Below are 23,801 nucleotides of genomic sequence, written 5' to 3' on the forward strand. Positions count from 1 at the left end.
TGAATAAACATAAGGTACCTTAAAAATAATGTTGACAAAAAACTAAGGTACCTTTATAATTAAAAATAGATAAGGTACCTTAATAAAAAAGAGAAGATAGATTAATAAAAAAATCGAATTAATTAGGAGGAGTTAATATGAATTATTACAGAGATAAAAAAGAAAACTTTAGAGGATTTGAAGGTCATCATAGTAATCCAAATCATATGTGTGAAGGATGCAGAGTGTTTGAAATGATGCATCGTGAAGGATTTGGTTATGGAGAGTGTAGAGGTCATGAAGGACATGGTTCAAGAGGACATGGTCAGGGTGAATTTAGAGGACATGGAAGTTTTGAATCAAGAGGCTATGGTCAGGGTGAATTTAGAGGTCATGGGAATTTTGAATCAAGAGAGTATGACCAAGGAGACTTCAGAGGTCACAGAGGATTTGAGCCAAGAGGATATAGCCATGAAGAGTGTAGAGGTCATGAAGGATTTGAGCCAAGAGAGAATGGTCACAGAGAATGTAGAGGTCAAGGAAGTTTTGCCCAAAGAGAGCATAGTCATGAAGAGTGTAGAAGTCATGGAGGCGCTGACCCAAGAGGATTTGAAGGAGCATATGAACATGGATATTGCAGAAAAGGTCATGAAGGATTTGAACCAAAATGTGATGAAAGAAACCATATGAAGCATAAAGGGCATGAAGAATTTGGTGCTAAAGATTGTGAAATAGATGGTGAGTATAGAGAACATGAAAGATTTGAAAATCAAAATACAGTTGAAGAAATAGAAGCTGAAAACAAAGAAGATGCTAAGAAAAATAATACAGAAGAAAATAAAAATATGGCTGAATCAAAAGTAATAAGAAATGAATCAGTGCAAGAAGGTCAAAAAAGTAATACTAAAGAAGAAAATAAAGCTGCTGATAAAAAGTAAGATTATAAATTAAATAAAATTTAATAGTAAATAGAAGAAATAAATATTAGAAAATAATATTAAAGTTAGAAAGAGATGAGCCTGTCAGTAAATTTGTTTTATATTTTGCTTTTATATATAGAAGGTCTTTTAAATTATTTTATCTCACTTATTTGAGAAAGAGAAGGGGTAATTATATGTGCTTATTTTGTCTTAGATAAATGCTTTATAAATTAGTATAGAGTACATTAATATATAAAATAAAAAAAGCTATAAGTTTAATAATATAAAATTAAACCTATAGCTTTTTTATTTTAATATAATTAATTTGAAATATTTTGACTTTAAAAGTCATTTAAATCTAATATAATTACTTTTGAAAAAACTATTAAATTGTCTTATACTAGTTTACAGCTTCTTTTCCTATTAAATCTTTTAACTCTTCATGAGTCATAGTTTCTTTTTCAAATAGGAATTTAGAAACAGAATGTAAATCTTCAAGGTTATCCTTTAATATCTCTAAAGTCTCTTTATAACAAACCTCAACTATACGATTTGCTTCCTTTTGGATTTTATCACATAAGAAAGTTTTATCATTTCCATCAATAGTCATAAATCCTAAGTTACTCATACCATATTCACAAACCATTTGATTAGCTATTTCAGTAACTTTCTTTAAGTCATCTTTTGCACCAGTAGATTTGTGGTTAAATATTAATTCTTCTGATGCTTTTCCTGCAAGTAGTATTTTTATCTTTCCAATTAATTCATCTCTAGTATAAATATATCTATCTTCATCAGGTAATTGAAGAACATAACCTAATGCTTGTCCTCTAGGAACTATAGATATTTTTTGTATAGGGCAAATTCCCACTATATCACTTACAAGAGCATGTCCAGCTTCATGATAAGCTACTATTTTTTTCTCTTTCTCAACTAGTGCAGAGTTTTTAGACTCTAGCCCTGCAATGACTCTTTCAAGTGCCTTGTCAAAGTGTTCTGATGTAATGTATTCACTGTCATCTCTAACTGCAAATATAGCTGCTTCATTTGCTATATTTGAAAGATGGGCCCCATTGAAACCATGAGTTTTTTTAGCTAAAAGTTCTAGATTTACAGATTTATCTATAGGCTTGTCATCTGTATGTACCTTTAGAATTTCAAATCTAGTGTGATAATTTGGTGCACCTATATGAATGTGTCTGTCAAATCTTCCTGGTCTAAGTAAAGCTTCATCTAATAAGTCAAGTCTATTGGTAGCACCTATTATTAATACATTGGAATCTTTATTAAATCCATCCATTTCAACTAAAAGTTGGTTTAATGTTTGGTCCTTTTCGTTGTTGCTCTCAAGATGTCTTTTTGCTCCTACAGCATCTATTTCGTCTATAAATATTATACTTGGAGCTTCTTTTCTAGCTTTTTCAAATAAAGTTCTAACCCTTTTTGCTCCTACACCTACATATTTCTCAACGAACTCTGAACCTGTAACATTGAAAAATGATGAGTTTGTTTCACCAGCTACAGCAGACGCAAGTAAAGTCTTTCCTGTTCCTGGAGGGCCATAAAATAATACCCCTTTAGGTATCTTAGCACCCATTTTTTGATATTTTTGTGGTGACTTCATAAAATCGACTATTTCAAATAGTTCTTCTTTTACTTCGTCTAATCCAGCAACATCTCTGAATGTAGTCTTTGGTTTTGTAGAAAGTGAATCATCTGTTTGATTTTCTCTTTCCATTTTTGTTTGTGCAAAGACAGGAACTGGATTGTTGATTTTCTTAAAAAAGTTGTTTAGCATTTTCATATTCACACCTCAGGTAATTAATTATTGTTAATCAATTTTATATTTTCCATATTTACTATTTTTTATTATTTATTTTTAATGGAAAAAATATACATGTTATCCAAAGAAAAATAAATTTGCGAAATGTATGAAAAAGTGAATTCATGTATATATGCAGATTGTTTTTAGATGTTTAATAAAATACGACAAATCAAGATAAAATAAATATGATAAAAAATGTTATATTGTATAGATTAAGCGATGTGGAGTATAGTATTATGTATGAAATTGGCTAAGTAAGTTTTTCAGTTGTAGTTTTAAAATAATATTAATTTAGGAGTTAGAGTAGAAATCTAAAAATTAATAGCAAAATAGGAAGCATGTACATATAATGATTATTAGGAAGAAGTAATTAAATTTTAATAAACTAAAAAAAGTAGTTGCAAATAATTTGATTAAGTGATATAGTAAATAAGGTAAGAATAAAACAAAGAAGAAGTCCGCTTCTCACCTTACAACGAAGGTTAGTAAGGTAAATATAAGTTAAAGCTTAATATTAGTTTAAGCTTGTTTAAATTTGGTAACTTATATGGCGGATGATTATATCATTCGCTTTTTATTTTATAAAAAATTTGGAGGTGTCCTACAATTAGCAAAGAATTAGCAATCAATGAACAAATAAAAGACAAGGAAATAAGAGTCCTTTCATCAACAGGTGAACAACTTGGAGTAATGCCTACTAAAGAAGCTCAAGCAATGGCTACTAGCAAAAACTTAGATTTAGTTCAAATCTCGCCAAATGCAAATCCACCAGTATGTAAGATAATGGATTATGGAAAGTTTAGATATGAACAGGCGAGAAAAGACAAAGAAGCTAAGAAAAAGCAAAAAAATATAGTTGTAAAGGAAGTAAGACTTAGACCAGGTATTGAACAAAATGATTTAAATACGAAAGCTAATAATGCTATAAAGTTCCTTAAAAAAGGGGATAAAGTCAAAGTTGAACTTAGATTTAGAGGAAGAGAATTAGGACATAAAGACATAGGCAAAGAAGTTATGCTTAAGTTTTTAGATATAATAAAAGAGTTTGGAGAACCAACAAAAGCCCCTGCATTTGAGGGTAATAATATGGTTGTAATTATAGATCCAAAAAAATAGATGATTAACTGAGAGGAGGAATTTGTCATGCCTAAAATGAAAACTCATAGAGGTGCAGCAAAGAGATTAAAGAAAACAGGAACTGGAAAGTTAAAGAGAGCTAAAGCTTATAAAAAACATATATTAACTAAAAAATCTGCAAAAACTAAAATGAACTTAAGAAAATCAACTTTAGTAAGTGATGGAGATGCTAAGAGAATAGCACAATTATTACCATACTAAGATACAGATTATAAATAATAACTATAGAAGAGGGATATAAAGGAGGTCATAACGATGGCAAGAGTTAAAAAAGCTATGAACGCTCGTAAAAAGCATAAGAAAATATTAAAACTTGCAAAAGGATTCAGAGGATCTAGAAGCAAATTATATAGACCAGCAAATACATTCGTAATGAAAGCATTAAAAAATGCTTATATAGGAAGAAAATTAAAGAAGAGAGACTTCAGAAAACTTTGGATACAAAGAATAAATGCAGCTGCTAGAATGAATGGAATATCTTATTCAAGATTAATGAATGGATTAAAATTATCTGGTATTGAAGTTAACAGAAAGATGTTATCTGAAATGGCTATACAAGACCCAGAAGGATTTGCAAAATTAGCAGAAGTTGCTAAAGAAAAATTAGCTTAGTATTAAATCATGAAACGTAAAGTCTTTGAGTTATGTGAATAATTCAAGGGCTTTTTTTATTTTTTAAAAAGAAACTGTCTATGAAAGTGGTATTACTGTTCTTAATTTACTATAAAATATGATATCTTAAACTAGTGTATAAAATTTCCAGTCAATATTGAATTAACATTATCAACATGATAATATTATCTTATTAATAATATTATAGGAGGTATATAATATGAATGATAAGTTGATGGATTGCTTTGTAAATCCAACTAAATGTAAGTTGGTACTTGAGATTTTTTCAAATAATAGAACTACAGCAAAACAATTAGGAGAAAAATTTCAAGATATATCAAAAGCTACACTTTATCGCTATCTTAATAAAATGCTAGAAGATGATATTATAAAGGTAGTTGAAGAGCATAAAATAAGAGGAACTGTTGAAAAAGTATATGCTATGAAGTTAGACATAGCTGATGATGTAAAGACTATTATAAATGAAAATTCTGGAGAAGAATATGCACAACTATTTACTCAATATATGATGGTATTTTTAAAAGAGTTTTATGAGTATGCCAAAAGAGAGGAAAAGGATATTCTAAAAGATGGTTCAGGATTTTCTGTCTGTCCAGTATATGCTAGTGTTGATGAGATAACTGAAGCAAGTAAAAAGATTGCTAGTATACTAGAACCTCTTAGAAATAATTCAAATGGAGAGGGAAGAAAAATGCACTCTATAGGGTTAATAATTACACCACCTAAAGAAGATGAAGAGCAATAAAATACTAAAAAAATAACAGTTTAATCTTTATACCAAGCTGTTATTTTTTTAGTATTTTTATTTCACTGTATGTAATAAAATGTATATCAAGGTGACATATAAAGTGATATGATATATCTAAGGAAAAGATTGTTGTATATATGACATATTTAAAGTAAAGGGGATGAAAATTATGAGGTTAATTACACGTTCTGATTTTGATGGATTGGTATGTGGTGCACTATTAAAAGAAGCAGGTATTATTGATAATTGGAAATTTGCTCATCCTAAAGACTTACAGGATGGCCTGGTTGAGGTAACAGAAGATGATTGTCTTGCAAATGTACCATTTGTTGAGGGGTGTGGTCTTTGGTTTGACCATCATTCTAGTGAGTTTGAGAGAAATGAACTTCTAGGAAAGTACAAAGGCGAAAGTCGTATTGCTCCTTCTTGTGCAAGAATTATTTATGAGTATTATGGTGGAAGTGAAAGATTTCCTCATTTTAATGAAATGTTAGAGGCAGTAGATAAAGTTGATTCAGGAAATCTTACAATAGAAGAAGTACAAAATCCAACTGGATGGATTTTGATTGGTTACCTTATGGACCCAAGAACTGGTCTTGGTCGTTGGAGAAACTTTACTATATCTAACTATCAATTAATGGAGAAGTTAATTGATGCATGTAGAACTTTAAGTACAAAAGAAATTTTAGATTTACCAGATGTAAAAGAACGTATAGACGTTTATTTTGAACAAACAAGTAAATTTAAAGAGATGGTTGCCAAATATACACGTGTAGAAGGCGATGTTATCATTTCTGATTTACGTGGAGTTGAGACAATCTACACAGGGAATCGTTTTATGATTTACAGTATGTATCCAGAACAAAATATATCTGCTTGGATTGTAAATGGTAAAGGTGGAAAAGGATGTTCTGTAGCCGTTGGATATAGTATTTTAAATAGAACTTCTAGTGTGGATGTTGGTAGTCTAATGCTTAAGTATGGTGGTGGGGGACATAAAGCTGTTGGAACTTGCCAGTTTAATGATGAGCAAATAGATGAACTACTTCCAAAGTTACTTGATGAACTTGTAAATCCTAAAAAATAATGAATGAATTTGTAAGTTATAAAGATTAGTATAAATAAAATCGAACTTCTTTGTACCCTTTCACACAAGGATGTGAAGTGGTACAATGTAGTTCTTTAGAGCTTCATCAATTGTAATGTCAATATCATATCTAAGGTAGAAACTGAGCTTAGTATCAGTATTCTTACATATCTGATTTTAAACCTTGTTCAATCTTGTGTAGTTTTAAATATACTTGCATACCCAAAATCTAAGTTGTAATCCTTCCATTTAATATAACGATATAAAAGATACTTAAATACAATAACATAGAAAATAAAATGTATATCTTTAAATATAATAATATGTGACTAAGTGAATGTTGCTCAGAAGCATATAAAATGCTATAGTTTAAAATAAAGTATGATGTTAAATTTCATTATAATCTAAAAATTTAAGAGGGGGGATTTTATGAAAATAAAATTTGCTATAATAACATCTATGATATTTTTAATTGTATCACTTGTGGCTTGTCAAAGTACTAAAAATATAGAAAAAAAAGCACCAGATGCAGAAGTTAAAATATTAGCTACAGCTGACTTACATTCAATTATGACAGATTCTTTAGTTTCATATGTAAAAGAAGAAAGAGCAAAGAATGAAAACTTACTTATGGTAGATGCAGGTGATTTTTTTGGTACACAAAGTAAAGAAATGTGGGAATGGACTTCTGGAAAAAAACTAGTCAATATTAAAACAAGTGGTAGGGCAGAATATGAAGATATAATTAAGCGAAGTACAGATGAGGTACCTATAGTTAAAGACATGGCTCCTTTGAAGTATGACGCTGTGGTATTTGGAGACAATGAATTTGTTTCAAATGATAAGCAAAATCTTGATAAACTAGTTTCTGATTTTAAAAATAATGATATGCCATTGGTATCGGCAAATATATACGAACAATCTGGAAAAAACTATGTACAACCATATATAATGAAAAATGTTAAGACAAATAAGGGGAATGTAAAAGTAGGAATACTAGGTCTTACTATAAAAGAAGTAGGGGAAAGCCCTGGTCTTGAAGATTTTGAAAAAGATAGAAAAGCAAGAGAGCTTGGAGAACAAGCAGAGTACAAGGGAAAATTATATGCAAATGATTTAGTAGAAGATGCAAAGAAATGGGTAAAAGTAATGCAAAAAGAAAGTCCAGATATAATAGTTGCAGTTGTACATTCAGGTGAAGAACCCAAAACGACTAGAAATGCAGGTAATAGAATAAAAGAATTAGCAACTACAGTGGATGGAATAGATGCAATTGTAGCTGGTCATACTCATGAAAAAATAGATGAACATACATATAAAAATAAGTCTGATGAAGAAGTAATAGTTACCCAACCAGGTTCACATGCAGACAGTGTGTCACAAATTAATTTTAAATTAAATAAGAAGGATGATAAGTGGCAGATAGAAGAAAAGTCTAGCAAGTTAAAAGTAATTGATAAAGAGGTAAGTATAGTTGCTACTGCAGATTTACATTCACATTTTTCTGATAAATTGACAGTAAGTCTTGTTAATGAACGAAGTAATCCAATCGAGCCTGTTGTAGTAGACGCAGGTGACTTTTTAGACCCTCAAACAGGGGAAATGACTCAATGGTATAAAGAGTGGAAAAATATAAGAGATAACAATGCCAGGAAAACGATTAGTAGATGTCCAATGGTTAAATCTATGAATCAGGGTATGTATGATGCAGTAGTACTTGGAAATCATGAGTTTGTATCTGAGAAAGATGAGTTTTGGTCAGATGAGCGCCTTTTAGATGCTGTTATAGAAGACTTTGGACAAATAACAATTCCTGTATTATCAGCGAATATATATAGACAATCTGGAGAAAATTATGTTAATCCATATATCATAAAAGATGTAGAAACAAATGAAGGGAATATAAAAGTAGGAATATTAGGGCTTACTATAAAAGAAGTAGGGAAAGGTCTTAAAAATGTAAATTTACAAGAGCAATTTCAATACAAAGATAAATTGTACGCAAATGATTTAGTGGAAGAAGCAAAGAAATGGGTAAAAGTGATGGAAAAAGAAAAACCAGATATAATAGTTGCAGTAGTGCACTCAGGGGAAGAACCTAAAAACCCAAAACATCCTGGAAATAGAGTAAAGGAACTAGCAACTACAGTAGATGGAATTGATGCGATTGTAGCTAGTCATACTCATGAAAAAATAGATGAACATGACTATAAAAATAAAGCTGGAGATAAAGTTATAGTGACGCAACCAGGTGAACATGGTAAATACTATTCTAAAATTACTTTTAAAGTAAATAAAGAAAAAGGTTCATGGGTTATTAATGATAAGTCTAGTAAAACAGTAGCAGTTGAATAATTTTATAAAACTTATAGATACAGTAAAGTAGCTAATATTAGTGGTATGGATAAGATGAGTAGATAAGAGTATTTAAATGTGGTAAATATATGTGAGTATACTAGTAGAAATCTTAATTGATAATCTGAGTTTACTAGAGTAGGTTTTGTTTTACGAATAAAAAATATTGAGAACTATATGTAGATTTCATTAAAAAGGAATTTACATATAGTTCTTTTAGTATAATAAATAGTACAAACTTATATAGTAAAGATAAAGCATGGTATTAAATTTTATTATCATCCAAAATCTAAGGGGGAGGCTTTTATGAAAATAAAATTTATTATAGTGACATCAATAATATTTTTAATAGTATTACTCACAGGATGTCAAAGTACTAAAGATACAGAAATTAATGTACTTGCTACAAGTGATTTACATTCAATTATTCCAGATAATTTGGTATCTTATGTGGAGGAAGAAAGAAAATATGATGAGAATCTACTCATGGTAGATGCAGGTGATTTTTTTGATATGCAAAGTGGTGAAATGAATAAGTGGTTTACTGGACAAAAACTGGTAAGATTTAAAGATGGGATACCAGAGTATAAAAAAATAGCTGAACCACGTGAAGGAGAGGTTCCCTTAGCTAAAGAAATGGCAAAACTAAAATATGATGCAGTTACATTTGGAAATCATGAATTTGTTTCTAATGATAAACAAAGCCTTGATAAACTGGTTTCTGATTTTGAAAATAATAACATACCATTAGTGTCGGCAAATGTATATAAACAATCTGGAGAAAACTATGTAAAACCATATGTAATGAAAAGTGTACAGACTGATAAGGGAGATGTAAAGGTTGGAATACTGGGTCTGACTATAAAGGAAGTAGGTGAGCGCTCAAGATTTAAAAATTTTGAGGAAGATAAAAAAGCTAGAGAACTTGGAGAACAAGAACAATATAAAGGAGAGCTCTATGCAAATGATTTAGTAGAAGATGCTAAAAAGTGGGTAAAAGTTATGGAAAAGGAGAAACCAGATGTAATAATTGCGATAGTGCATTCAGGTGAAGAACCTAAAAATCCTAAAAACCCAGGAAATAAAATAAAGGAATTAGCAACTACTGTAGATGGTATAGATGCTATTGTAGCAGGGCATACACATGAAAAAATAGAACAGCATACATATAAAAATAAGTCGGGTGAAGAAGTAATAGTAACACAACCTGGAGCTCATGGTAATAGTATATCAAAAATTAATTTTAAGTTGGATAAGAAGAATGAGAAGTGGTATATAAAAGATAAGTACAGTGAGTTAAAAATATTTGGAAAGGAAGTAAATATAATCACAACATCTGGTCTACATCAAAATTTTTCAGATGAAATGGCAGTCAGTCTGTTTAATGAAAGAGATAGGGATGTCCAACCTATATTTATTGATACTGGGGATTTTCTGGATACCAATGCAAAGGAAATGACTAAGTGGTCTAAAGAGTGGCAGTACAATTCAAAGAAAGGTATCCATAAAAAAATAAATGAATGGCCAATTGTATACCTTGGTTATGATGCTGTAGTACTTGGTAGCCATGAGCTTACATCGGATAAAAAGAATTTTAAAGAAAAAAAATCTATCTTAGATTCTATTATAGAAAATTTTGAGGAAATGAAGATACCAGTTTTGTCAGCTAATATATACAATGAGTCTGGAGACAATTATGTAAAACCATATATAATGCATAAAGTGGAAACTAGGGAGGGGAGTATAAAGGTTGGAGTATTGGGTCTTACTGTAGACAAAGATAAAAAAGATTCTAGTGATTTAAATTCAGAAAAAGATTCAAAAACTTTAAATACTCCTGAAAAAACAGAAGAATTGTATACCAACAATTTAGTAAAAGATGCAGAAGAATGGATAAGAGTTATGCAAAAGGAAAATCCAGATGTAATCGTTGCAGTTGTTCATTCAGATAATAATATGGCACTGAAAAATCCAAGTAGCGAAATAAAAAAACTTGCAATGTCAGTAGACGGAATAGATGCTATTGTGGTAGGTCATACGAAAAATAAGATAGAAGAACATAGTTATAAGAATGAGTTTGGAGATAAGGTCATAGTAACACAATCTGGAGAAGATTGTTATTCAAAAATAAGCCTTGAATTAAGAAAAGAAAATGGTAAATGGAATGTCATCAATAAATATAGTAAGTCAATAAAAATGAAATAGGGTAATAATGAAGTAAGGTAATAATATATATTGAAATAAAAGAGAAGAACCTTTATATAAGGCTCTTCTTTTTTATTTACAAGCAATTAAACCTGTCAAAGACATTTTGTATGCCTGTATCACAGATTGCGCAACAGATTAGTATGATGGCTATGGCATTGGCAGGTGCAGAACGTATATTTGAATTAATTGATGAAGAACCTGAACAAGATAATGGATATGTTACACTAGTGCATGCTAGATTTAATAATAGTGAAGCAATAGAAACAACTGACAATACAGGGGTGTGGGCATGGAAACATCCTCATCATGATGGTACAATAACATACACTCCTTTAAAAGGAAATATTCAGTTCTCTGATGTAGATTTTGGATATACAGAAAAGAAATTAGTGCTACAAAACATAGTATTGGAAGCAACAGCAGGAGAAAAAATAGCATTTGTCGGTGCAACTGGAGCTGGAAAAACTACCATCACAAATTTGATTAACCGTTTTTATGATTTGGCAGATGGAAAAATTCGATATGATGGTATTAACATCAATAAAATTAAAAAGACAGATTTACGCCATTCATTGGGGGTTGTATTACAAGATGTCAACCTGTTTACAGGTACAATTATGGATAATATAAGATATGGTAAAATGGATGCTACAGATAAAGAGTGCATTGAGGCATCTAAATTATCAAATGCACATGATTTTATTACTAGGCTACCAAACGGATATCAGATTATATTGACACAAAATGGTGCTAGTCTTTCGCAAGGTCAACGACAATTAATCTCGATTGCCCGTGCAGCAGTTGCAAATCCACCAGTAATGATTCTTGATGAAGCTACATCTTCTATTGATACACGTACAGAAGTGTTGGTACAGCAAGGTATGGATAATCTTATGAAGGGTAGAACTGTTTTTGTAATAGCACATAGGTTGTCTACTATTAGAAACTCAGATTCAATTATAGTTCTTGAGCAGGGACGTATAATAGAAAGAGGTACTCATGATGATTTAATCAATCAAAAAGGCGTTTATTATAGTCTTTATACAGGGGCATTTGAGTTGGAATAGATTGTAGGTTGTAAATTTTTTTTAAGATATAGGCAAAGCAAGGTACTTTAAGTCATAACATGAGTACTTAGCTTTTTTATCTTTTTTGTTTTGTTGGAGTTATTTGTTCATTTTTAGCTTTTGTTACATTGTTTTTATATGTAGTAGAAGAGTAGAATTGGAATTTAATCTGCAAATCTATGCTACCTTAGTATTACATATTGCACATATTGTATGATTTGCAAGTCTTTACTACTATTTATTTCTAAATAATTTATCTCAATTACAAATTTAATCAAGAATATGTGATGATATTTTGTGTGTTGTAACACATTTTATAATGGATGTTGTGCTAAATGGAGAACGATGAAAGTGTTATACATAAATATAGTACGATGCATATTTATAAAAATATCAAAACATTTTAAGGCATTTAATGATAAAATAGTTATAGAAAATGATAAATTTAAATTGTATAAGTCTAAATTTGCTTATATTAAAAATATAGAAGCAAATAAATAGAGTGGAGGAGATAAATTGTCTTATATATATGAACCTAAAAACGACATTGAAAGAAAATTAGTAGAAGAATATGATAAACTAAATAAGAAAAAATATGAAAAGATGTATTGCAATATGGAAGATTATCAAATAGCTAAAGAAATATTAAATGAAGATTTATTTATAAGAGTTTGTATTAAAGATAGAAGATTAAAATATAAAGTAATGTGTATCAGTTTGGCTATTGTTGGTATATTCATATGTTTATTTCTGAGCTTTAGTATTTATAATGCTTCTAACATCTCCTCGAAATATTTATTTTCTTTTGGAATACTATTGCTCGCTATTTTATTAAATTCAAAATTAAGAGAAATCGGATTTAAATATAAACAACATAATTTAATTGATTTTAGTGCACTAAAGGTACTGGATGACATGAAAAAGAATACTAAATGTGTAGAAATAGAAAATGATGTATTTTAATAATTGAAACTGTTAAATTAAGAAGATTAAAACAATGAGTTATCTAAAGGTGATATAGTATATATCATATTCAGATAACTCATTTTTAATTAATTATGCATGATTTGAATTTATCTTGGTTTATTTGGTTCTCTTTTATATAACCTTTAGCCTCTAGTTTATTTAAGTTTTCATCAAATACAACATCTACCTTATTAAAAGAATAATACCACAAACAACCAGCCATATATTATAAACAGTATGTAATAGTGCTTTAGCATTTCCGAGAACACTCATAACTTGTGTTAAAGGATTATACCCTTTAAACCATAAAGCCCTTTTAAAATTTTGATAGCTAATTCTTTCATTACAATAATTCTTCATCAATGGTTTTCTTTGTTTTTATTGATTATCTCATACATAAAATAAAACAAATATATAGAATTGCCATTCATAAAGAAGTAATTATTTTTTTACAGAACACTTAATTATGATGGAATATTTAATATTTTTAGATTTATCATCATAGAAAGTTCAAAATAAGATACATCTCGTTTTATATGCTAAGAGTATTTGCAAATATCTTGTATATAAGTAGTTTTGGACTAGTTAATTCTAGTAATCTTAGAATTACAAATTATTTATATATAATCACTTTATAAACAAAATATAATCGTTTTATAAACGAATTGACTACTTTTAAGAGGTTTTCTCATAGTACTATAAGATAACAGGAATTGTGTTATTACAAAAAGAGAAAACCTATCAACTTATTTATGAATGCAATGTTCAATCCGTTTATTCAATATCTTAATTATTGAAATCCAAGATATTTCATTATAACGATTGTCTCAAATATCATAAAAATATACTTACTTGCTCTAGTTATAGTAAAAATACACTTATTCCTGTAGATACAAATAATTTAAATTTTAAAAAGGGGAATTAATTATGGCAATTGAAACTAAAACTCCAGACTGGGTTAATGTGCTGGAACTAAACAACAACATAGACATTACTGGAAAAGAAGATGTAAGTGATATGATACAAGAGATTGTTTCTGATGAATCACTAAAAGATTCTGTTATATACTTTCCAAATGGGGACTACTTATTTGAAAAAGGTATTAAAATTAGCCAACAAATAACACTTCAAGGAAATTCTTATTATGGAGGGGATGTTCCAAAGCAAGTAGAAGGTAAAGAACAACCATCTCTTGTAGGAGCAACAAATTTTATAACTCGAGGAGTTTCTAATATAAGCATTATTACATTGACAGAAACAAATCAAACAATCAAAAATATTAACTTTTATTATGATAATAGAGAAATAGAAGGTAAATTACCTGAAAATGTATCTGCTATCACAGAAGGGGAAAGAGTACAAGGTCTATCACATTTTGAGCATTTATATATTTCTGGCTTTTCAAAAACAGGAATAGAAGTCCCATTTTACGCTACTGCAAATGATATCACTGTTACTTCATGTGGACTTGGTATAAAACTTGGAGAGAAATCCATGCTTTCTAGTAGTAAGATTTATAGATGCAAAAACGGAATGGAAATTACGACTGGTGTCAGTGTAAACAACGTAAAAATAGAAGACATTCAAGAAATAGGTATTAATAATAAAGGGCTTGGTTTCAATCTTATGATGAACCTTTCAGTTGATAATTGTGGATACTGTGGATTTAAGTTTGACAAGATGGCTCATAGCCGAGTAAATGCAAGATTTACTAAGTGTGCTCAATATTATAAAAATGTTGACTATGATACTTACAAAAATATTACAGATAGAAAAGAAGATGCTTATTCAATATTTTATGGAGACTCTTTAGAGAACTGTAATATTGTATTACTGAATAATAATGTTGATACTCTAGAAAATGGTTTAGAGCGCAAGATACATGTAATCAAAGCAAATGAGACAACTAATGTAATGCTAGAATGCGATGCTGAGGCAGATAGTTTTGTACAATGTGCAAAAGGTAACTTATTATTGGAAAATGGTAGAAATACTTATAAGTTTTATGATGGTGAACTTTGTTCTGTAGGTGGCGTTCAGATTTCTGATACAAATCAGGGTGATTTACTTAAGATAAGTGACAATACACTTAGTATAAAAAATGGTGTACAGGACTTAATAGTTCCTAGATTAAGAAAGAATACTGTCATATCATCAATATTAGATTCTGAAGAAGAAATAAGTAAATTACACAGTGGAACATGGGAGCAAATAGGTGTAAAAACACTTGCTGGTAATCCTATGTACTATTATAAAAAAATAGAAGAATAATTCTAAAATTAGGAGGTAGTGAATTATGGGAGAACCGATAACAATTAAAGAAACAGATGGGTGGATTAATGTTTTAGATTATGGAGTTTGTAATACTGAAAAAGAAAATGTAAGTTATAGAGTGCAAGAAATCATAAATGCTGCACCAGAAGATTCCATTATATATTTTCCAAGAGGGAAATACCTATTTACAAGTGGTATAGAGATTAATAAGCGCTTAACACTATGTGGAGATACCTATTTTAGGTCGAATAATCCAAATCATAAAGATTTTTATTCAGGAGCGACACAATTTTCTGGTAAATTTGATGAAAAAGAGATAGAAAATGGGACAATGGAAAGTTTCACAATAATAACAGTAAAGGGAGTAAAGCATTGTATTAAAAGTATTTCTTTTCAATCAAATAACTGTAATACCAATAGTTATAGTGCGCCTCCTGCAAATGGTAAACCAGGATTTCATCATGAAATAACATTCAAAAGCGAACACAAAGGGAAATGTATATCAGCAATTGTATGTGAAAATGCACCAGAAGGGTCTGGTCACTATGAAAATGTAGATTTTGGTGGTTTTGGTGAAATTGCACTTAAAATGTCTAATAATTCTACAGTAAATGATATTACTGTTTTTTCATGTAATCATGGTATTAGTGCAGGGGAAAATTCGATAATTACTAATGGAAAGACTTGGGGATGTGATTATGGAATGGAAATTTCTACTGGAACATTTATCAATGGTATGAGAGTTGAAGAAGTAGGTAAGATTGCTATTAACAATGTTGGTAAGGGCTCAAACTTTATTACAAATATCACAATTGACCAATGTGGCTATTGTGGATTCAAATTTGATTCAATATCTAATACCCAAATATTAGGTAATGTCTCAAGATGTGGGCAATATTATTTTAATTTTAGCTATGATGACTACTTAAAGTTAGATGAAAAGGTTGAGGAAGCATATTATTTATTATATGGAAATTCAATAGAAGCAAGTAATATAACAATACCAAATGATAATACAGACAATTGGGAAGATAAAGGAAAAGAAAATCACACTGTATATCTCATAAAGGCATTTGAAACCAAAAATGTATTATTAAGATGCACTATAGATGCTACTGATATGGTTCTTGAGTCAGAAAAAGGAAATTTAATATACAATAACAAAGGACAAACAGTTATATTCCATGATGGTGAGATTAGTAGCATCAATGGGATTGGTGTATCTGAAGAGGATTATGGTGATAAAATCAAGATAAAAAAGGGTGATATGTACATAAATAGCAATAATAAAGAGCTTAAAATGTATAGTCCACAGATAGGCGATATCCTAACAACAACAAAAGTAACAAGTGATGAAGTTGCTAGTTCTTATGGTGGAAAATGGGAAAAAATTGGTAAAAAGGTAGAGTTTGAAAATACGGTTCATTATCATAAAATGATAGATAAATAAGCAAATTTATTAAGCTCAACGAGGTAGTTTTCTAAAATTCTAGTTTTAATGAGTTTAATATAGTCGAACTGATAGCTAAAAAAATCATGTAACATCGAAAGTGAATAAGAAAGGAATAGATGATATTATGGAAGAATTTAAGTATGAAAAATGGATTAACGTATTAGAAAGAGAGAATAGTATTAAAAATGACGGTTCAGAAGATGTAGGGCCTCTTATACAAAAGATTATTAATGAAACAGATTTTTGTGTTTTATATTTTCCAAAAGGTAAATACCTATTTAAAACTGGTATTACTATTAATAAAGAAATTACATTACTAGGAGATTCTAATTCATCAACATCTGCTACACAATTTATAACAAGTGGAATCCCTAACATGAGTATTATTACATTAGTAAAAAGAAAACAATGTATTAAAAATATAAGTTTTTATTCTGACAGCTGTGAGATACTTGTTCACGATGAACCCCCAACAAAAGGAAATCCACATTATCATTATGAAATGCTAATTAAGAAAAATGATAATGGTGAAGATTTAGAGTGTGTATCAGCGATTACAACTGATGGTCTAAGGGATAATACTAGAGGTCTTGGTCATTATGAAAATCTTCATATAAGTGGTTTCTCAGGTATAGGAATTCAGATACCATATTATGCAATTTCAAATGACATTACAGTTTCTTCTTGTGGATTAGGTGTTGATGCAGGTATTGATGCAATTATCTCTAACAGTAGAATATATAAATGTAAAAATGGAATGAGAATTATGACTGGTACTAGCATAAATAATGTAAATATTGAAAAAATACAAGAAGTTGGTCTAGAAAGTAGTCAAATTGAGAATCTTGAAGGATATGGTAGTTATAAAATCAATAATATTACAATCGATCAATGTGGTCATTGTGGCTTTTTATTTGATTCAATAAGAGATACTTGTATATCTGGTATTATAAGAAGATGTGGTCAACGTTATTATAACACTGATTATGATACTTATTTAAAAATAAAAGATAAAGATGAAAAAGCATATTCTCTGTTTAGTGGAAATTATTTTACTAATTGCCATATTAATTTAGTTAGTGATAATAAAGATAACTGGGATGATGAATTAGAATATGAGCACAAAGTTTATGTATTTGAAATTCTTCAAATACCAAATGCTACATTGAAATGTAATATAGATGCTGAGGATTATATAATAAAAGCAGACAATGGAGGTGGAAATTTAAGATTACAAAATAACTTTAATGATTATATATTTATTGATTCCTCTAAACCAGAAATTGTCAATGGAATTAGCACAATGCAACACCATGAAAACGGAAATTTATTACTATTGAATGGTGGTACGTTGAGATTTGGAGATGTTAATAAGAAAAAGGGCATATTTAAATCTCAGGTTGGCTTGATTGTTAAATCAACAGATTCAGATATTTCTCAGATAAAATCTACCTATGGAGAAAAATGGGCGAATATTGGCTCTGAGCGTATCGGAAAAGAAACTGTATATTATTATAAATACACTTCTTAAAATATATTATAAATAACATGAAGAAATGAATCCTTATAATGGGATTCATTTCTTTATTAAAATATTTTATGATAAATTTTTAATATATATCAAGAATTTTCAAGTACTTCTTATTAACTTTATATACATCCTTTTCTTTTTAAAAGTATCATATCCTTTATTAATTAAATATAGATACGATAATGCTCTTGATGTTCTTCAATTACCATCACTAAAAGGATGAACATACACAAAATAGAAATGAATTATTGCACTCTTTGCTAAATCATTTACTTTACTATTTTCCATAAAAGTTATTAATTCATCTATAAAATCATATATTTTCAAAATTTTTACGTATTTATTCCTCGATTTCAAAAACTAAATCAATTTTTCTTGTGAACCCATGGGCATTTATTTCTATGGGAATAAATCCAATATAACGATAACCTTTTTTTGCATATTCTTCGATAATTGTGCGATGTTCTTTCATTACACCAGTTACAAGAAATTGAGATTCATAGCTTAAAGTAACATATTCATACTTTTTCATTTTTATTATCTCCTTTAGTTAAATTTATATTTATATATATCATACATTTAGTTTCAAACAAAAGCAATAAAATGGTCAACTGACTACTCAATAGCACTTTTGCAATAAGTATTTATATAACTCTTGAATAGAGCAAGTTTAATTTGCAAAATATAAGTCTAAATATATAAACTTAATAGAAAAGGAGACAAATTATGAGTCAGAAGAACATTGCAATTGTAACTGGTGCGAATAGTGGGTTTGGCAAAGAATTTCTGAAATTATTAGTAAATGAAAAAGAAATAACAGAAATATGGGCAATTGCAAGAAACAAAGAGCGATTAAATCAATTAATAGATGAATTTGGAAGTAAGATAAAAATTTTTTCGAAAGATTTGTCAAAACTAGAAGAAGTAAAAGAACTTGGTACCTTTTTAGATAAAGAAGATATATGTATAAAGTACCTTGTAAATAATGCAGGCTTTGCAAAATTCTGTTCATATAATGATTTGAGTATAGATGAATCTATTAATATGATTGATTTAAATATTACTGCTGTTGTAGCAATGGGGCTTATATGTATCCCATATATGAAAAGAGGTAGCCATATTATAAATGTTTCTTCTCAAGCATCATTCCAGCCATTACCATATCAAAATATTTATAGTTCAACTAAAGCATTCGTAAGAAATTATACAAGAGCATTAAATGTTGAGCTTAAGGATAAAGGCATAAATGCAATTGCTGTATGTCCAGGGTGGATGAGTACAAATCTATTTGAAAGAGGGATAGTTAAGGCTGAAAAAGGAACAAAAAAATTCTCAAGTATAGTAACTCCAGATGTTGTTGCCATAAAAGCTTTGAAAGATGCAAAGAAAAATAAAGATATTTCTGTGTATGGCATCAATACAAAGTTAAGTCATGTACTAGCAAAACTATTACCACAAAAGATGGTGATGAAGGTTTGGTTAAAACAACAACATATCAAGGCATAATAGGTTTGTTTTTTTTAATCCCAATTAAAATATAAGATAGATTTATATCTTTTTAACTGGAAAGCACACCTCTGTTACCCAATTATCAGGATTATTGTCCTTATCAGGACCTATATGATAAATATTAAACATAGGACCATCCATTTCATAATTATTGTCTGATATCCAATTACCAATAGCCTCACAAGTATCTGTAAGTTGATTGAAATCTCCTTTAACTATAGCAGTTGCAGCAGTCACGCTTGGGACAGTCTTAAATCTAACATGTTCAGTATCCTTATATTTTCCAGATACAGCAACCTGTACTTCAACATCTACATAATCTTCTTGATATCCTGTATCATAAAAGACTGCCTTAGAATGATTGGGATATTCAAGTTGGATATTTTGTTCCTTTGTCTCTAAAAACGACTGATGCCATAATAGTCCTTCATCTTTATAAGTTGATATAACTTTTCTAAGAGTCATCATATATTTTTGGGAAAAATTCTTTATAGTTACATCATAATTGTCCATATTATCGTTACCTCCAATTCTTTTAATAGTATTTTCTATTTTAAGTATCTTTCTCTGTATATCTTCTAATTGTTCTTTTACTTGTGAGTGATGGATATTTAGGTATTTTATTAGGCTTTCTTTATCGTTGTATTCTGTCAAAATTTCTTTTATGGAATACAAGCTAAATCCCATATCTTTTAGTGCATGGATTCGATTTGTAGTTGAAAGTTGGTCTACACTATAGTATCTATATCCATTAGATTTATTTGTATGGCTTGGTGTTAAAAGTCCAATTTCATCATAATGACGTAGCATACGAATGCTAATTTTACTTAATTTTGAAAAATCTCCTATCTTAAACATGCTTGTGCCTCCTTTATAAAGATGTTTGTGTCTTACTATTAATATAAACTATGTCATAGTGTTAGAGTCAATTAAAATTTTGTTGACATATATTAAAAAAAATATTATACTGAACATGTTCAGAACTAAAAATGTTGGTTGTTTTGGAGGTCTACTATGAAAAGTAATGATAAGGATGCAAGAGAACGTATAATTGAAGTTACACTGAATATTTTGGATGAAGTAGATGATATTGATAAGGTTACAGTTCGACAAATCGCTGAACGTGCAAATGTAGGGGTTGGTTTAATAAATTATCATTTTAAAACGAAGGATAATTTGTTGAGCATTGCAATAGGGGAGGTAATGTCAAATGTTATAGAAGAGTTATATGATGACAATGTATATACTCTAAAGCCTATTGAAGATTTGAAAAGTTTATTAAAGAAACTGTGTGATATTGGATTGCATTATGAAAAGATGCTTACCTTTATGTTGAATCAATGTATATCTAATGGTGATATGCAAGCAGAACTTTATATTGTACCTATGCTTCGTAAAATTTTTGGAAGTGAAAAAGATGAGATGAGTTTGAGAACTATTGCTTTACAAATTATTTCGCCAATACAGATTGCTGCTTTATCACCAGAGTCATTTCAATTGTATAGTGGTATAGATGTAAAGAATAAACATCAGCGAGATAGCTTTATTGATATTTTAGTAGAAAATATTATTAGAGGGAATGGTGATGTAAAATGAAAATTATAACTATTGGTTCAAGTATTATTACTGCTTTACTTTTTTTTTCAACAATGATTTGTGGATTTTGGATTAAGAATAATAAGGTGACCGATGCAAGTTCTATTAAATTTCATATGAATAGTGCTATTATTACAGGTGTATTTTTAGTGATTTCAATAGTTCTTTTAATTATGTATGTAAAAAAATAATACAATCAATAAAAATAAATAATACAATCAATCATTATTAATAGATAAAACATCAGAAAATCTAAAGTCTAGAGAGATTGGAGTTTCTGATGTTTTATCAGTTTATTTTATTACACTGTAATTAGATGTTTAGTGTTAATTATTAAATAGTAATTGTATGGTCAGTATTAATGAATATCAAAATGAATATCAAACTGAGTATTGTAAATTTAGTATTATAAATTTAGTAGTTCAGATTAAGAAGCATTTTTTAGTTCAAGTGGATTATCTATGCCAAAATAATCATATAAAGTAGAACTTATTTCTTCTAAATTTCCATTTTGGAAGGGTAATTGTAAGTTTACTTTTTCTACTACATCCTTAAAACCAGCATCTGTATTTTGATTTAAAAAATCCATATACACATTAACTGCTTTTCTATAATCATCTTGTGACAATTGCCATATTTGAAGTGATATATCAGATGCAAGACCATAACTCAAGTAATAAAAAGGAACTTGGAAGTTATGAGATACAAGTATCCAAAAAGGAGCATTCTTTTCTTTAAGTACATTATTTGCCACTCCATATTCTTCTTCTAAGTCAAAAAATAATTTATTTATATCATTTAAGCTCATATATGGATTTTTGTATATAATCTCTTGAAATTCATCATAAAGACAAGCATCAATAATAGTATTTAGAACAATCGATAAATGTTCTTTTTTTATAGCCTCAGATTTCTTACCAAAAAAGTCATCAAAATACTTGTAAAACAAAATCTCTAAAGATGTTGAATGAACTTCGCATATATCTATACTTGGTTGTATTTTGTTATTTAGATTAATGCTATTGTAATAGTTATAAAAATGACCAAACTCATGAGCAAAGCTAGTAACACCCAAAAAAGAATTGTCCCATGTGTTGAATAAAAAAGGTGCATTGTACTTATTTATATAAGTAGTATATCCTCCAGGCGATTTATTCTTTCCAGAAGAATAATCATATAAGTCATATTTTTTCATATAGCTAAAACTCTCTTTTAATTTTGGAGATATGTCTTCAAGTACATTGTCAAATTTCCTAAATGAACGATTTTTATATACCTTAGTATATATAGAAGAATCAGAAGGTACTGATGAAATCTCTCTATATAGTGGAACTATGTACTCTTTAACGTCTTTTCTAAATTTTTTTGCTTCTTCTTGAGAATAATCTTTATTTAAGTTCATATAAGCATAATCTATATAATTCTTAAATCCTAACTTGCTTGCTATCTCAGTTCTCGTCTGAACAAGCTCTAAAAAGATATTGCCAAATATAGGGTTGTATTTTTTTAAGTAATCTGAATAAATCTTTACATATTCTTCAGGTCTAAGATTTGGTGTTGATAAAGCCTCTTCAAAGTCTGTCTCTATACCATCTATTGGTACTGTAGACTTAGATAAAAGGTCTTCATATTTTACAACTAAGTCTTGCTCTTTTTTAAGTAGACTTTCAACTTCTTTAGAATTAAGTTTTCCAATGTTTTTTAAATAATTAAATGTATCTTTCCCAAGCTCCTTTTCTAGTTCTTTAGAAAACTTAGAAGTTACAAATATATCCTGGAAATCTTTGTATGCCATGTCAACATCTACTGATTTACTCATAAGATATTTATATTCTTTAGAGTAAAATTCATCTGATGAATCTATATTGTTTCTAATTTTTGCTATAGTAAGTGTACTGTAAAAATCCTGATAAATCTTATCAACATCTTTAAATAAATTTAATTGTTCTTTAGCAGTCTTAGATGTTAAAAGTTTGTCGTTATATGTGTTAATATTTTCGCAAATTGACTTTATATCTGGACGATTATATTCCATTTTTTCAAAGGGAATAGTTCCTCTAACTGAATCTTTTTTTGAGTTATTAGTATAATTTCTTATGTATGATGCAAATATAATAAAAACTGCAATTAAAATTAGAGAAACAAATATTTTCTTCTTGGATTTAATCATAAAAATCCTCCAATCATGGATATAGTTATTAGTTATTTTACTATATTAAATATAAAAAATGCATGTTAAGAAAATTTAACATAAAAATATATACAAGCTTATAAATAATATAAAAAATTTAACTTCAAAAAAGTATATGAAATTTATATTAATAAAATGATAAATAAATTTTAAGTACAAAATAGTAAAAACTATGATAGTCTTAGACCTATTATATTTGAAAAATATGGATGTTTTTGGTAAAATTCAAATTAAAAGATATATATAAAAATTTGCAATATTCCAAACAAGAATTATAAAGATTCATATCATTGTCTTTATACAATATTTATACTATAATAGA

General features: G+C 28.8%; 22 protein-coding genes. 17 read left to right on the forward strand and 5 right to left on the reverse strand.

Features of this window, described 5'->3' with window-relative positions:
* The first annotated feature begins 137 nt into the window (after positions 1 to 137).
* Positions 138 to 917 (forward strand): hypothetical protein, encoded by a 780-nt coding sequence (locus Q3223_RS08935; protein ID WP_407811874.1) that lies wholly within the window; start codon positions 138 to 140, stop codon positions 915 to 917.
* 382 nt (positions 918 to 1,299) lie between these two features.
* Here Q3223_RS08935 and Q3223_RS08940 read toward each other — a convergent pair whose 3' ends face one another.
* Positions 1,300 to 2,703 carry an ATP-dependent metallopeptidase FtsH/Yme1/Tma family protein gene (locus Q3223_RS08940; RefSeq protein ID WP_054269209.1) on the reverse strand — a complete coding sequence of 468 codons (1,404 nt, stop codon included), beginning with the start codon at positions 2,701 to 2,703 and terminating at the stop codon, positions 1,300 to 1,302.
* Between the two features lie 627 nt (positions 2,704 to 3,330).
* Between Q3223_RS08940 and infC the strand changes: the two genes are divergently transcribed.
* The 13 genes from infC to Q3223_RS09005 all read left to right on the forward strand — a co-directional run bounded on the left by infC (position 3,331) and on the right by Q3223_RS09005 (position 18,183).
* Positions 3,331 to 3,840, forward strand: coding sequence for a translation initiation factor IF-3 (infC, locus tag Q3223_RS08945; protein ID WP_074179152.1), 510 nt, complete (start codon positions 3,331 to 3,333; stop codon positions 3,838 to 3,840).
* Between the two features lie 27 nt (positions 3,841 to 3,867).
* Complete coding sequence (gene rpmI, locus Q3223_RS08950) at positions 3,868 to 4,062, forward strand: 50S ribosomal protein L35 (RefSeq protein ID WP_003418222.1); 195 nt, start codon at positions 3,868 to 3,870, stop codon at positions 4,060 to 4,062.
* Between the two features lie 54 nt (positions 4,063 to 4,116).
* Positions 4,117 to 4,473, forward strand: a complete 357-nt coding sequence (gene rplT, locus Q3223_RS08955) for a 50S ribosomal protein L20 (RefSeq protein WP_407811875.1) — start codon at positions 4,117 to 4,119, stop codon at positions 4,471 to 4,473.
* A 220-nt stretch (positions 4,474 to 4,693) separates the two neighbouring features.
* Complete coding sequence (locus tag Q3223_RS08960; protein ID WP_054269211.1) at positions 4,694 to 5,239, forward strand: hypothetical protein; 546 nt, start codon at positions 4,694 to 4,696, stop codon at positions 5,237 to 5,239.
* Between the two features lie 172 nt (positions 5,240 to 5,411).
* A complete protein-coding gene (locus Q3223_RS08965; protein ID WP_074179153.1) occupies positions 5,412 to 6,329 on the forward strand; it encodes an exopolyphosphatase in 918 nt (305 codons plus the stop codon).
* Positions 6,330 to 6,758: 429 nt separating this feature from the next.
* Positions 6,759 to 8,684: a metallophosphoesterase gene (locus tag Q3223_RS08970; protein ID WP_407811876.1), complete on the forward strand. Its 1,926-nt coding sequence runs from the start codon at positions 6,759 to 6,761 to the stop codon at positions 8,682 to 8,684.
* Between the two features lie 306 nt (positions 8,685 to 8,990).
* Positions 8,991 to 10,889, forward strand: coding sequence for a metallophosphoesterase (locus tag Q3223_RS08975; RefSeq protein WP_407811877.1), 1,899 nt, complete (start codon positions 8,991 to 8,993; stop codon positions 10,887 to 10,889).
* Between the two features lie 110 nt (positions 10,890 to 10,999).
* Positions 11,000 to 11,959 carry an ABC transporter ATP-binding protein gene (locus Q3223_RS08980; RefSeq protein ID WP_407811878.1) on the forward strand — a complete coding sequence of 320 codons (960 nt, stop codon included), beginning with the start codon at positions 11,000 to 11,002 and terminating at the stop codon, positions 11,957 to 11,959.
* Positions 11,960 to 12,310: 351 nt separating this feature from the next.
* Positions 12,311 to 12,460: a hypothetical protein gene (locus Q3223_RS08985; RefSeq protein WP_284181687.1), complete on the forward strand. Its 150-nt coding sequence runs from the start codon at positions 12,311 to 12,313 to the stop codon at positions 12,458 to 12,460.
* 15 nt (positions 12,461 to 12,475) lie between these two features.
* Positions 12,476 to 12,922 (forward strand): hypothetical protein, encoded by a 447-nt coding sequence (locus Q3223_RS08990; protein WP_054269219.1) that lies wholly within the window; start codon positions 12,476 to 12,478, stop codon positions 12,920 to 12,922.
* A 930-nt stretch (positions 12,923 to 13,852) separates the two neighbouring features.
* The gene (locus Q3223_RS08995) at positions 13,853 to 15,196 is read left to right on the forward strand and encodes a glycosyl hydrolase family 28-related protein (protein WP_407811879.1); all 1,344 of its coding nucleotides are present in this window, start codon (positions 13,853 to 13,855) and stop codon (positions 15,194 to 15,196) included.
* 25 nt (positions 15,197 to 15,221) lie between these two features.
* Positions 15,222 to 16,649 carry a glycoside hydrolase family 55 protein gene (locus tag Q3223_RS09000; RefSeq protein ID WP_407811880.1) on the forward strand — a complete coding sequence of 476 codons (1,428 nt, stop codon included), beginning with the start codon at positions 15,222 to 15,224 and terminating at the stop codon, positions 16,647 to 16,649.
* 127 nt (positions 16,650 to 16,776) lie between these two features.
* Complete coding sequence (locus Q3223_RS09005) at positions 16,777 to 18,183, forward strand: glycoside hydrolase family 55 protein (protein WP_407811881.1); 1,407 nt, start codon at positions 16,777 to 16,779, stop codon at positions 18,181 to 18,183.
* A gap of 198 nt (positions 18,184 to 18,381) precedes the next feature.
* Here Q3223_RS09005 and Q3223_RS09010 read toward each other — a convergent pair whose 3' ends face one another.
* Positions 18,382 to 18,540: a Fic family protein gene (locus Q3223_RS09010; RefSeq protein ID WP_407811882.1), complete on the reverse strand. Its 159-nt coding sequence runs from the start codon at positions 18,538 to 18,540 to the stop codon at positions 18,382 to 18,384.
* Positions 18,524 to 18,715, reverse strand: coding sequence for a DUF4177 domain-containing protein (locus Q3223_RS09015; protein ID WP_054276032.1), 192 nt, complete (start codon positions 18,713 to 18,715; stop codon positions 18,524 to 18,526). Before Q3223_RS09015 ends, Q3223_RS09010 begins: the two co-directional genes overlap by 17 nt.
* Positions 18,716 to 18,909: 194 nt before the next feature.
* On the opposite strand from Q3223_RS09015, the gene Q3223_RS09020 reads away from it, so the two are divergent.
* Complete coding sequence (locus Q3223_RS09020; protein WP_407811883.1) at positions 18,910 to 19,689, forward strand: SDR family NAD(P)-dependent oxidoreductase; 780 nt, start codon at positions 18,910 to 18,912, stop codon at positions 19,687 to 19,689.
* 42 nt (positions 19,690 to 19,731) lie between these two features.
* Here Q3223_RS09020 and Q3223_RS09025 read toward each other — a convergent pair whose 3' ends face one another.
* Positions 19,732 to 20,550, reverse strand: coding sequence for a MerR family transcriptional regulator (locus tag Q3223_RS09025; RefSeq protein WP_054269226.1), 819 nt, complete (start codon positions 20,548 to 20,550; stop codon positions 19,732 to 19,734).
* Between the two features lie 156 nt (positions 20,551 to 20,706).
* Here Q3223_RS09025 and Q3223_RS09030 point away from each other — a divergent pair, with 156 nt between their 5' ends.
* Positions 20,707 to 21,288: a TetR/AcrR family transcriptional regulator gene (locus Q3223_RS09030; RefSeq protein WP_284181691.1), complete on the forward strand. Its 582-nt coding sequence runs from the start codon at positions 20,707 to 20,709 to the stop codon at positions 21,286 to 21,288.
* Complete coding sequence (locus Q3223_RS09035) at positions 21,285 to 21,479, forward strand: hypothetical protein (RefSeq protein ID WP_054269228.1); 195 nt, start codon at positions 21,285 to 21,287, stop codon at positions 21,477 to 21,479. Before Q3223_RS09030 ends, Q3223_RS09035 begins: the two co-directional genes overlap by 4 nt.
* A gap of 236 nt (positions 21,480 to 21,715) precedes the next feature.
* Here the strand turns inward: Q3223_RS09035 and Q3223_RS09040 are convergent, their stop codons facing one another.
* On the reverse strand, positions 21,716 to 23,458 hold the full coding sequence (locus tag Q3223_RS09040; RefSeq protein ID WP_407811884.1) for a peptidase M3: 1,743 nt from the start codon (positions 23,456 to 23,458) through the stop codon (positions 21,716 to 21,718).
* Positions 23,459 to 23,801: the final 343 nt, after the last annotated feature.

Origin of the sequence: Clostridioides sp. GD02367 (genome assembly GCF_045900275.1) — a bacterium.
In the GTDB taxonomy this organism is placed as follows: Bacteria; Bacillota; Clostridia; order Peptostreptococcales; family Peptostreptococcaceae; genus Clostridioides; species Clostridioides difficile_A.

What these genes read in the sequence shown, in the direction of transcription:
- Q3223_RS09035 (WP_054269228.1), top strand. Translation starts at nt 21,285, where the DNA reads ATGAAAATTATAACTATTGGTTCAAGTATTATTACTGCTTTACTTTTT.
- Q3223_RS09025 (WP_054269226.1), bottom strand. Translation starts at nt 20,550, where the DNA reads ATGTTTAAGATAGGAGATTTTTCAAAATTAAGTAAAATTAGCATTCGT.
- Q3223_RS09020 (WP_407811883.1), top strand. Translation starts at nt 18,910, where the DNA reads ATGAGTCAGAAGAACATTGCAATTGTAACTGGTGCGAATAGTGGGTTT.
- Q3223_RS08935 (WP_407811874.1), top strand. Translation starts at nt 138, where the DNA reads ATGAATTATTACAGAGATAAAAAAGAAAACTTTAGAGGATTTGAAGGT.
- Q3223_RS08960 (WP_054269211.1), top strand. Translation starts at nt 4,694, where the DNA reads ATGAATGATAAGTTGATGGATTGCTTTGTAAATCCAACTAAATGTAAG.
- Q3223_RS09040 (WP_407811884.1), bottom strand. Translation starts at nt 23,458, where the DNA reads ATGATTAAATCCAAGAAGAAAATATTTGTTTCTCTAATTTTAATTGCA.
- Q3223_RS09030 (WP_284181691.1), top strand. Translation starts at nt 20,707, where the DNA reads ATGAAAAGTAATGATAAGGATGCAAGAGAACGTATAATTGAAGTTACA.
- Q3223_RS08995 (WP_407811879.1), top strand. Translation starts at nt 13,853, where the DNA reads ATGGCAATTGAAACTAAAACTCCAGACTGGGTTAATGTGCTGGAACTA.
- Q3223_RS08940 (WP_054269209.1), bottom strand. Translation starts at nt 2,703, where the DNA reads ATGAAAATGCTAAACAACTTTTTTAAGAAAATCAACAATCCAGTTCCT.
- Q3223_RS08965 (WP_074179153.1), top strand. Translation starts at nt 5,412, where the DNA reads ATGAGGTTAATTACACGTTCTGATTTTGATGGATTGGTATGTGGTGCA.
- rplT (WP_407811875.1), top strand. Translation starts at nt 4,117, where the DNA reads ATGGCAAGAGTTAAAAAAGCTATGAACGCTCGTAAAAAGCATAAGAAA.
- Q3223_RS09005 (WP_407811881.1), top strand. Translation starts at nt 16,777, where the DNA reads ATGGAAGAATTTAAGTATGAAAAATGGATTAACGTATTAGAAAGAGAG.
- rpmI (WP_003418222.1), top strand. Translation starts at nt 3,868, where the DNA reads ATGCCTAAAATGAAAACTCATAGAGGTGCAGCAAAGAGATTAAAGAAA.
- Q3223_RS08980 (WP_407811878.1), top strand. Translation starts at nt 11,000, where the DNA reads ATGCCTGTATCACAGATTGCGCAACAGATTAGTATGATGGCTATGGCA.
- Q3223_RS09015 (WP_054276032.1), bottom strand. Translation starts at nt 18,715, where the DNA reads ATGAAAAAGTATGAATATGTTACTTTAAGCTATGAATCTCAATTTCTT.
- Q3223_RS08975 (WP_407811877.1), top strand. Translation starts at nt 8,991, where the DNA reads ATGAAAATAAAATTTATTATAGTGACATCAATAATATTTTTAATAGTA.
- Q3223_RS09000 (WP_407811880.1), top strand. Translation starts at nt 15,222, where the DNA reads ATGGGAGAACCGATAACAATTAAAGAAACAGATGGGTGGATTAATGTT.
- Q3223_RS08970 (WP_407811876.1), top strand. Translation starts at nt 6,759, where the DNA reads ATGAAAATAAAATTTGCTATAATAACATCTATGATATTTTTAATTGTA.